This is a genomic window from Actinoplanes subglobosus, assembly GCF_042650585.1.
Taxonomy (GTDB): domain Bacteria; phylum Actinomycetota; class Actinomycetes; order Mycobacteriales; family Micromonosporaceae; genus Actinoplanes; species Actinoplanes subglobosus.
The window spans coordinates 94,206-103,448 of the sequence record NZ_JBHSBL010000027.1 but is presented as its reverse complement, the minus strand read 5'-3'; the positions used below and the strand labels follow the sequence as shown (position 1 = coordinate 103,448).

At 72.3% G+C, this 9,243-nt stretch carries 10 protein-coding genes; 1 reads left to right on the top strand and 9 read right to left on the bottom strand.

What is annotated here, in order from left to right:
• Nucleotides 1-94 precede the first annotated feature (94 nt).
• From ACFO0C_RS40225 to ACFO0C_RS40210, 4 genes are all read right to left on the bottom strand, one after another.
• The gene (locus tag ACFO0C_RS40225) at nucleotides 95-403 is read right to left on the bottom strand and encodes a putative quinol monooxygenase (RefSeq protein ID WP_378072072.1); all 309 of its coding nucleotides are present in this window, start codon (nucleotides 401-403) and stop codon (nucleotides 95-97) included.
• Nucleotides 404-550: 147 nt separating this feature from the next.
• Nucleotides 551-2,020 carry a family 4 glycosyl hydrolase gene (locus tag ACFO0C_RS40220; RefSeq protein WP_378072071.1) on the bottom strand — a complete coding sequence of 490 codons (1,470 nt, stop codon included), beginning with the start codon at nucleotides 2,018-2,020 and terminating at the stop codon, nucleotides 551-553.
• A 556-nt stretch (nucleotides 2,021-2,576) separates the two neighbouring features.
• Complete coding sequence (locus ACFO0C_RS40215; RefSeq protein ID WP_378072070.1) at nucleotides 2,577-3,620, bottom strand: carbohydrate kinase family protein; 1,044 nt, start codon at nucleotides 3,618-3,620, stop codon at nucleotides 2,577-2,579.
• 43 nt (nucleotides 3,621-3,663) lie between these two features.
• Nucleotides 3,664-4,377, bottom strand: a complete 714-nt coding sequence (locus tag ACFO0C_RS40210; protein WP_378072069.1) for a hypothetical protein — start codon at nucleotides 4,375-4,377, stop codon at nucleotides 3,664-3,666.
• 72 nt (nucleotides 4,378-4,449) lie between these two features.
• Here ACFO0C_RS40210 and ACFO0C_RS40205 point away from each other — a divergent pair, with 72 nt between their 5' ends.
• Nucleotides 4,450-5,064: a hypothetical protein gene (locus ACFO0C_RS40205; RefSeq protein ID WP_378072068.1), complete on the top strand. Its 615-nt coding sequence runs from the start codon at nucleotides 4,450-4,452 to the stop codon at nucleotides 5,062-5,064.
• A 100-nt stretch (nucleotides 5,065-5,164) separates the two neighbouring features.
• Here ACFO0C_RS40205 and ACFO0C_RS40200 read toward each other — a convergent pair whose 3' ends face one another.
• The 5 genes from ACFO0C_RS40200 to ACFO0C_RS40180 form a co-directional block, all read right to left on the bottom strand.
• Nucleotides 5,165-5,674: a GAF domain-containing protein gene (locus tag ACFO0C_RS40200; protein WP_378072067.1), complete on the bottom strand. Its 510-nt coding sequence runs from the start codon at nucleotides 5,672-5,674 to the stop codon at nucleotides 5,165-5,167.
• Nucleotides 5,671-5,940 carry a hypothetical protein gene (locus tag ACFO0C_RS40195; protein WP_378072066.1) on the bottom strand — a complete coding sequence of 90 codons (270 nt, stop codon included), beginning with the start codon at nucleotides 5,938-5,940 and terminating at the stop codon, nucleotides 5,671-5,673. The genes ACFO0C_RS40200 and ACFO0C_RS40195 overlap by 4 nt, the downstream gene beginning before the upstream one ends.
• Before the next feature lie 26 nt (nucleotides 5,941-5,966).
• The gene (locus ACFO0C_RS40190) at nucleotides 5,967-7,583 is read right to left on the bottom strand and encodes a methyl-accepting chemotaxis protein (RefSeq protein WP_378072065.1); all 1,617 of its coding nucleotides are present in this window, start codon (nucleotides 7,581-7,583) and stop codon (nucleotides 5,967-5,969) included.
• 112 nt (nucleotides 7,584-7,695) lie between these two features.
• On the bottom strand, nucleotides 7,696-8,223 hold the full coding sequence (locus tag ACFO0C_RS40185) for a hypothetical protein (protein ID WP_378072064.1): 528 nt from the start codon (nucleotides 8,221-8,223) through the stop codon (nucleotides 7,696-7,698).
• A 126-nt stretch (nucleotides 8,224-8,349) separates the two neighbouring features.
• Entirely contained in the window at nucleotides 8,350-9,153 is an 804-nt protein-coding gene (locus tag ACFO0C_RS40180; protein ID WP_378072063.1) for a TIGR02452 family protein, read from the bottom strand.
• Between the last annotated feature and the right edge of the window lie 90 nt (nucleotides 9,154-9,243).

Here is a 9,243-nt window from a genome sequence, read left to right as displayed (position 1 = left end):
CACGGGCGGCTGCCACCTCGGGCCCGCGGCGGCTCACGGCTCGGGCAGCTTCCGCCTCGGGCCGCGGGGGCTCACGGCCCGGGCGGGCGCGGCCCTACTCGGTGGGGAGGCCCAAGCCGCCGACGACGGCGAACTCGCGGCTCGTGAACTCGCCGGTCAGCATCGGCATGGCCTCGCCGATCGCGGCACGGGTCTCCGGCAGCTGCAACGAGGCGTCGTGGTGCTCCTTGCTGTCCCACACCTCGTTGACCCAGATCGTCTGATCGTCGTCGTCGGCGACCCCGATCACGTAGAGGTGACAGCCGGCGGCACGCACGCCCTCGGAAGCCCGCAACAGGATCTTCACCACCTGATCGCGCTGGCCGGGCCTGGCCTTCATCGAACCGAAGTAGCCGTATTTCACGATCGTCTCCTCCGTGGTCGCTCCCGTTCCCGCCCATCACCCTGCCAGCCGGGTATGACAATTTCAGGTGGGTCCAGACTCGTAAGTCATGATCGGGCCGAGGTACCCCCACACGAGCGCCGGTCGACCCGCGATTCCGGTGAGCGCCTATCCGGCCTGGTCAGGGCGCAGGTATGCCAGTTCGGGGAATTCGGAGCGGTACGTGTCGATCAGACGGGCGGCAACCTCGGGGCCGACCAGGGGGTGGGCGGCCATCGCCCGTACCGCCGAAGTCCTTGATCCTGAAGCGGCCGCCTCCAGGATGTGGCGCTCGGACGTCTTGACCGCCCTGACCAGGTCGATGCCGTGCGCCGGGAGCGGAGCGACCGGCTGCGGAACAGCGCCGGCAGCAGTGACCGTGCAGGGAACCTCGACCACCGCATCGTCGTCGAGAACGCCCAGCGTGCCACCGTTGCGGACGTTCAGGATCAGGCCGGCCGGCTCGTCGTGCGCCAGGGCGCGCATGACCGCGAGAGCCACGCCCTCGTAGCCGGCCGGGCGGGATTCGTCGTGTTCGCGGTCGCCGGCGCCGGTCAGGTCACGGTTCTCGGCCATGTAGGTCGCCTCGCGTTCCCGCCAGGCCTCCGACCAGGCGTCGAGCGGGTCCCGGGCGGCGATCTCGGCATAGCATCGGTCCTGCTGACCGAGCAGGAACTCACCGCGCGTGCGCGCGGCATCCCGCACGGCGGCGAGGGTTCCCGCGGCGTCGTAGTAATAGTGCAGATATTCATTGGGTACGGCCTGAAGCTCCCGAAGCCGGCCGGCGCCGAAGAGCCGTCCCTCCTCGACAGACGCCAGCCGCCGCGGGTCGGCGAGCAGGTCGCCCAGGAGTCCGGTGGTCCCGTCCGGCCGATCCGCTGGGGCCGGCGTCGTCGCGTTCTCCGGCCGATCCGCTGGGGCCGGCGTCGTCGCGGTCTCCGGCCGATCCGCTGAGGCCGGCGTCGTCGCGGTCTCCGGCCGGCTGATGTGGTGGACGCCGTAGAGCCAGCCGAGATGGTTGAGGCCGGCGTAGTCGACGCGGACCGTGGCCGGGTCGGCGCCGATCGACCGGACCACCCTGTCCACCAGGCCGGCCGGGGAGTCGCAGATGCCGATGACCCGGTTGCCGAGATGAGCGGACATCGCCTCGGTGACCAGGCCGGCCGGGTTGGTGAAGTTGATCGTCCAGGCGGCGGGTGCGAGGCGGGCGATCCGGGCGGCGATGCGGTGGGCTTCGGGAGCGGTACGCAGGCCGTAGGAGATGCCACCCGCGCCGACGGTCTCCTGGCCGAGCACTCCGGCGCTCAGGGCGACCCGCTCGTCGACGACCCGGCCGCGGAGGCCGCCTACCCGGATCGCGCAGAACACGAAGTCCGCGCCGGTCACGGCCTCGTCCAGGTCGGCGGTGGTGATCAGCGCGGGCGCATCGGGAACGTCCCGGGCCTGAGCCGCCAGCACCCGGCCGATCGCGCCGAGGCGTCCCGGGTCGACGTCGTGGAGCACGAGTTCGGTGATCCCGGTCCGGCGGCGGTCGGCGAGCAGTGCCCGGTGCACCAGCGGCACCCGGAACCCGCCGCCACCGAGAATCGTCAGTCGCATCCCATCTCCATGATTCGGTCAGCCGTCATTCGGAATCGCCCAATTTGCCCGAAAGAAGACGCGCCTCGCATCGAAACACGGCCTCTGCGCCCGGGCCAGAGCCGCGGACGGCATGGGGTGCGCGACCTGGGTGACCGGCGCGGGGGCGGGTGGCGTGGAGTGACCGGCGCCGGGGGGGGTGGGCAGCGCAGGGCGACCGGTGCCGGGGCTGGGCAGCGCGGGTGATCGGCGCGGGGTGACCGGCGCGGGGACGGGCGGCGCAGAGTGACCAGCGCGGGGATGGGCGGCGCGGGGATGAGCAGCGCAGAGTGACCAGCGCGGGGTGACCGGCGCGGGGATGGGCAGCGCGGGGATGAGCAGCGCGGGGATGGGCAGCGCGGGGTGATCGGCGCGGGGATGAGCAGCGCGGGGTGACCGGCGCGGGGATGAGCAGCGCAGGGTGACCAGCGCGGGCGTGGGCGCCGACGAGACGCCGACCCGGACGCGAATCGAGGCACAGGCGCGAAGCAGCGAGCGCGCGGAGGCGCAAACGCGCGGAGGGGGCGCGGGTGGCGAGTCAGTGGTCGGCCTGGGCGTCGGAGAGGCGGGCGATGGTGGCGGTTGCCCGGTGGACGGCGTTGCGGCTTCCCGGGGGGATCACGTCGTCCAGGAAGCCGAAACGGGTCAGCAGGTCCGGGTCGCGGGCCTCGGCTCGGGTGGATCGCCACCAGTCGGCTATGTCGCCCCAGCCGGGAGCCGAGAGGGAACCGCCGAAATGCTGAACCGAGAGGGCACCGACCAGGGTGGCGAAGGCGACCCGGTCGGCCAGCGGCCAGCCGCCCAGGGTGCCGGTGATGAAACCGGCGGTGAAGACGTCGCCGGCGCCGGTCGGGTCGAGCGCCTCCACCGGTACACCAGGGACCGTCGCCACCTCGCCCGTGGTGCCGTCGACGGCCATCGCCCCGTCGCCACCACATGTCACGACCACCACCGGGACCAGGCCGGACAGCTTCTCCAAGGCCTGGCGTGGGTCGTCGGTACGGGTGTAGCGCATCGCCTCCACCTGGTTGGGCAGGAAGGCGTGACAGTCGGACAGGTCGCCGAGCACGTCGCAGGACCAGCGCTCCGTCTCGTCCCAGCCGACGTCGGCGAACACCATCGTGCCGGCCGCCCGGGCGCGCCGCACCCAACCGGTGCCCTCCGGTGACAGGCTCACCGCGGCGCTGCGGGCCGGGGGCAGGCCGTTGACCAGGCCATCCTCGTCGGTCGGGAGAGGATGGCCGTGCGTGATCATGCTGCGGTCGCGGTCGTAGGCCAGGGACACGGTCACCGGGGAATGCCAGTCGTCGACGCGACGCGACGCGGACAGGTCGATGCCCTCCTGTCGGCTGAGCACCCGATGGCAGAACTCGCCGTAGGCATCCGAACTGAGCGCCGTGCCCAGACCGGTGTGCAGGCCGAGCCGGCTCGCGGCGACAGCCAGATTGGCGACCCCGCCGGGGCAGGAACCCATACCGCTCGCCCACACCTCCTCACCGGGGGCAGGCAGCTCGCGGAGGCCGGTGAAGATCACGTCGAGGTAGACGACTCCCGGGACGAAGAGGTCGAGCGGTCGCGCCATCATCCGATCTTAGCCACGCTCCTATCGGTCAAGTCGTGATTGATCAGCGAGCCTTGCGCAGGTCGGCATGGCTGGCACGCAGGGTGTCGGCGGCGCGGTCGGTGCCCGGTGGCCGAACCGTATCGAGCAGTCGCCAGGCCTCGTCCAAGGCTTGGGACAGCTCGCCGATCCGCTGGGCGTGCTGACGGCGGACGTCCTCCCGCACCTTCTCGATCCGCCGCATCCAACCCTCGGCGCTGGCCGCGGATGGGGAGGGCGGCGGCACCGCGGGAGGAGAAGAAGCAGCCGCGGACGAGGAAGACGGCCGCACCGCGGGATGAGAAGAAGCAGCCGCGGACGAGGAAGACGGCCGCACCACGGGATGAGAAGAAGCAGCCGCGGACGAGGAAGACGCGGAGGTGGCGGAAGGAGAAGGGGCGGCCGCGGATGGAGAGCGCGGTGAGGCGGCGGAAAGGGAAGAGGCGGCCGCGGATGGGAAGGAGGGTGGCCCGGCGGGAACGGGCGGAGCGGAGGAAACGGAGGGACCGGTGGCGGAAGAGGAGACGGCGGGTGGGGACGAGGAGACGGCGGGTGGGGACGGACCGTTTCCCAGGGCCTCGGAGACCGGGACGATGGCCGCTATCGGGCGGCCCCCGTCGACCACGACGGTGATCTGGCCGGTCAGCCCGGTGACCCGGACGAGCTGCTGGAACCGCAGGCGAGCCTCAGCGACCGTGAGCTCGATCCGGCGGCGAATCGGCGTTGCTGGTTCTCCCATACCGCGATGATGCGCCGGGGGTATGACAAAAATGCGTGGGCCGCCGGTCACCCGTACCGATAGATTCCGGCGATGACCACCGCCGACGACGTGCGCACCGCCGTCTCTCTCGCCGCCGCCACCCTCCGGACGGCCCTCGGCCGGGACTGGCGTGTGCCCGCCGCCGGTCTCACCTGGACCTGCTGGGAGACGGTGGAGCATGTCGCCGACGACCTTTTCGCGTACGCCGCCCAGGTCGCCTCGGAGAACACGCCGCCGGAAGGATATGTCCCCTTCGGATGGCGGCGTGCCCGGCCGGACGGGCCGGCGCTGACGGTCTTCGCCGAGGACGGCGCGACCGCCGAGGGCCTGGTCCAGGTGCTGGAGGCGTCGGGTGGTCTGCTCGCGGCGGTGGTGACGGTGGCGCCGCCGGAGCGCCGGGCGTTCCATCCCTACGGCGTCTCGGATCCGGGCGGGTTCGCGGCGATGGGCGTGGTGGAGACGCTGGTGCATCTGCACGACGTCGCGGAGGCGCTGGGTCTGCCGTGGGCGCCGCCGGAGGATCTGTGCGACCGGGCGCTGCGCCGGCTGTTCCGGGAGGCGCCGGAGACGACCGGCCGCTGGGCGACACTGTTGTGGGCGACCGGCCGTGGCGATCTGCCCGGTCAGGACCGGCGGACCGAGTGGAAGTGGGACGGCCGGCCCTAGCGGACCGAAGGGAAGCGGAACGGCCGGCCCTAGCGGAGCGAAGGGAAGCGGAACGGCCGGCCCTAGCGGACCGAGGGGAAGCGGAACGGCCGGCCCTGGATCATCGGAGGCGGTAGGCGCAGAGCAGTTTCATCGCCTTCTCCGCGCCGTCGCTGAGTACGGCCAGATCCACGTCGCTGAAGATGCGGGGCCGGGCGTCGATCACGCAGTGCGCCCCGAGGGTGTGCCCGCCGCTTCCGGTCAGCGGCACCCCGAGATAGCTGCGCAGCCCGGTCATCTGGAGGAACGGGTTGTCGGCGTGCCGTGGGTCGCTGAGCCCGTCGACGACGCAGTACGGCTCGCCGGCCAGCACCGTGTGGGTGCACATGGCCCATTCGGCCGGTGTGCCCTGCGCGTCGGCGACCCATCCGGCGACGCCGTGCGAGCCGAGGATGAACTGGGACGTGTCGAGGACGACCGACACCAGGGAGACCGGCGCTTCGAGGAGGCTGGCGCTGCGCTGGGCGATGGCGTCGAGGCTGGTGCGCAGGTCGGGGTCGAAGAGGTCGTAGCCGGCGATCTCCCGGATCCGTTCCGGTACGCCCAGCCGGTCGAAGAGGTCGGTGTTCACGACAGCTCCTTCACGAGCAGGGACAGCTGGGTGTGCGAAGTTATCCGGATCCGGAGGGCGAGCGCGCACAGCCGGCTGGCCGGGTCGGCATCGTTCATCACGGCGAGCATCCGTTCGAGGCTGCCGCCGTCGGTGCCGGCGAGGCCGGCGGTCCGCATCAGCTCGTGCCAGATGCGGGGGCCGTCTCCGGCGTGGGCCCGGTGGACGGCGGCGCGCGCGTCGTCCAATGTGGGCCGGGCCAGCCCGTAGGGCGTCTCCGAGAGCACCGTGTTTCCCTTCGGCGTGGAATGCGTCAGTGCCGGAACCCGCCGACCAGGTTGGTCAGGTCGCCGGCGAGGCGGGTGAGATCGGCGGCGGCCTGCTGGGTGGCGCGGGCGCCGTCGGCGGTCGCGGTCGCGACCTCGGCGACGCCGGAGACGGTACGGGCGACCTCTCCACTGCTGGTGGCGGCCTCGGCGACGGATCGGCTCATCTCACCGGTCGTAGCGGTCTGCTCCTCTACGGCCGAGGCGATCGTGGTGGTGTAGTCACCGATCCGCTGGATGACCTGGGTGATGTCTCCGATGGCGACGGCCGCCGAGTCGCTGGACTCCTGGATGGCGCCGATCCGGCCGGTGATCTCCTCGGTGGCCTTGGCGGTCTGCTGGGCCAGCTCCTTGACCTCGCCGGCGACGACCGCGAAGCCTTTGCCGAGCTCACCGGCGCGGGCCGCCTCGATGGTCGCGTTGAGGGCGAGCAGGTTGGTCTGTTCGGCGATGCTCGTGATGAGCCGGACCACGTCGCCGATCTCCGCGCTGGCCGCGCCGAGTTCGCCGACCTGGTTGTTGGTGCGCTCGGCGACGGCCATGCCCTCCTGGGCGACCCGGGCGGCGTCCGCGGCGTTGGTGGCGATCTCGGCGATGGAGGCGCTCATCTCCTCGGCGCCGGCGGCGATCGACTGGACGCCGACGTTGACGTTCTCGCTGGCGGTGCTGGCCGAGCCGGCCTTGTCGGCGACGTCGGCGGCACCGGCCTGGAGCTGGGCGCTGACGGTGGAGAGTTCCTCGGAGGCGCTGGCCAGGGTGACGGCGGAGCCGCCGATGGTGCTGACGGTGTCGCGGAGCCGGATGATCGCGGCGTCCAGGGCGCGGCCCATCCGGCCGGGCTCGTCGCGGCTGGTGAGTCCGGCCTGCTGGGTGAGGTCGCCTTCGGCGAGGCCCTCGCAGACGGCGGTGACCCGCTGGAGGGAGCGTACGATGCCGCGGGCGACGATGATGCCGAGCGCCAGGGCCGCGGCGATGCCGAGGACGAGCAGGACGATCGATTCGAGACGGCTGGACTCGTAGGCCGACCGGGCCTCGGCGGCGGAGGCGGCGGCCGCCGCGTTCTCGGCGGCGTCGATCTCGCCGATCCGCTCCCGGATCTGCGAGATCAGCGGGGTGACCTGCTTGTCCCGGATGTCGCCCCAGGCGGTGAGGTCGTTGCGCTCGGAGGTCGGGATGAGCTGCTCGTTGGCGATGACGAGGTACTGCTGCCAGCCGTCCTTGACGGCCGCGACGAGTTCCGGCGAGGCGGCCGGGGAGGTGGCCTCGTAGGCGGCCATCGCGGCCTCGACCTCGCCGGCGGCGGTCTCGAACGCCGCCTGGTACTTCTGCTTGACCGCGGCGTCCGGGTAGACGACGTGGCTGACCAGGTCGAGCCGGGCCTGGTTGACCCAGGACTTGAACTCGCCGAGGGCGGAGACGCCGACCACGTTGCTGCGGTAGATCCACTGGGCGGAGTCGCTGGCCGAGGCGAGCGCACGGAGTCCGAGAATGCCTATGACCAGGGCGATCACGGCCGCGACGGTGATCGCGATCATGATCTTGAGATTCACGCTGAGGTCCGCCCAGAGCTTCCGCCCACCGGCCTCAGCCGCCACATCAGTCATCCTGTCTCTCCCGGTCCGGATGGTTTCCGCATCCTTCACGTCGGCACCCGGGAGCAACCTCTGAGCAACCATCCGGACCAGGGAAAACGTCAGGCCTGAAGGCGCACCGGGGTCAGGCGGCGGCGGAGAGGTCCGAGCCGGGGCGGGCGGTCCGTGGCGGCGGCGCCGGGCGCCGGGCCGGCGAACGCCGCAGGGACGGGCGCCGCAGGGACGGGCCACGGGCGGAAGTGCGGTGACGGACCTCGGGCGTGATGCGCAACCGGCGCAGCAGCGGGGCGAACGGGTCGCCGAAGGTGCGGGCCGCCGTGTTGAGCAGCAGCGCGGCCGAGACCATGCCGACCGAGGGCATGCCGACCAGCAGGGCGATCACCGCGACGACCAGGCCACCCCAGACCATCACGCGCAGTCCGACGTCGGCGACCGGGATGCCGCTGGGCCGCTGCCTGGTCCAGACCGGCAGGAACGACGAGGCGAGCGCGAGAGTCACCGCGCCGAGCACGGCCGCCGCGGTCAGGAAGACCTGCGGCCAGTCGTAGTGCCGGCCGAGGGCGTAACCGCCGGACAGCATCACCCCGAACCACACCTTGGCAAGTGCCCAGCGTCCGAAGCGGATCAGCGGATCATCGGTAGCCGTCGTCATGCGCACTCCAGCCGTACACGATCCACGGACGGGCGGTGAGGAACACCCTACCTTCCGTGACCTCGGCGCGGGGCGCGCGTACCGAGGGAAATCGGACTGCGGGAAACGCGGGCCGCGACCGGCCGGTCAGGTCAGGCCGAAGGCCGCGCGGAACTCGTCGCGGACCGTCTCGCGCCGGTCCAGGATCGCGAAGACCACCCGGTCGAACCAGGGCCCGTCGCGGAGCGCCGCGGCGAACGCCGCCGCCACCCGCGCCGGCTCGTTGCCGAAGACCCCGCAGCCCCAGGCGCCCAGCACCAGCTCACGGCAGCCGTGCGCGGCGGCCACCCGCAACACCCGCGCCGCCCTCCGGGCGAGCACACCGGGCACCTCCGGAAGGAGACCGGGCTGGTCGCGGACGATCATGGCACGGTTCGGCGCGGCCGAGGTCAGGAACGAGACGGTGTACGGCCGGACGAGCATCCGCCCGCGGTCGTCGCGGAACACCGGAACCGCCGGCGACCAGATGACCCGGTCGGTGTAGAGGAGTCCCCGGTTCGCCCGGTGGAAGGCGTAGAAGTCGCCGGCCGCCCGCAGCGCCGGATAGATGGCCGAGGCGCGGGCGATGCTCTCCTCCTGCGCCTGGGCGCCGTTGAGGAAGCCGCCACCCGGGTTGCGTGCCGACGCGAAGTTGAGGCAGGCCACCGCGTCCCCTCCGGCGGACAGCCGGCGCGCGGCGTCGAGACTGCTCTCGCCGGTCACCTCGACCACCGGCGGCCCGGCCGCGGCGACCGGCTCGGCCAGCGGGTCGCCGGGAAGGTACAGGCGGGTGCCCTCGACCGCGCGGGCCACGTCGGCGGCGATGTCGACGGCACCGTCCGGGCCCTCGTACCACCCACGTTCCACGATGGAGACCGTCTCCTGGGCGATCGCCCGCAACCTGCCGCTCATGCCCGTGATCATGACGGACCGGGCAGCCCCGGCTCCACGGGTTTTCGGCACGGCTACGCCCGTGGGCGTAGCCGGCGCTACGCCCGGGAC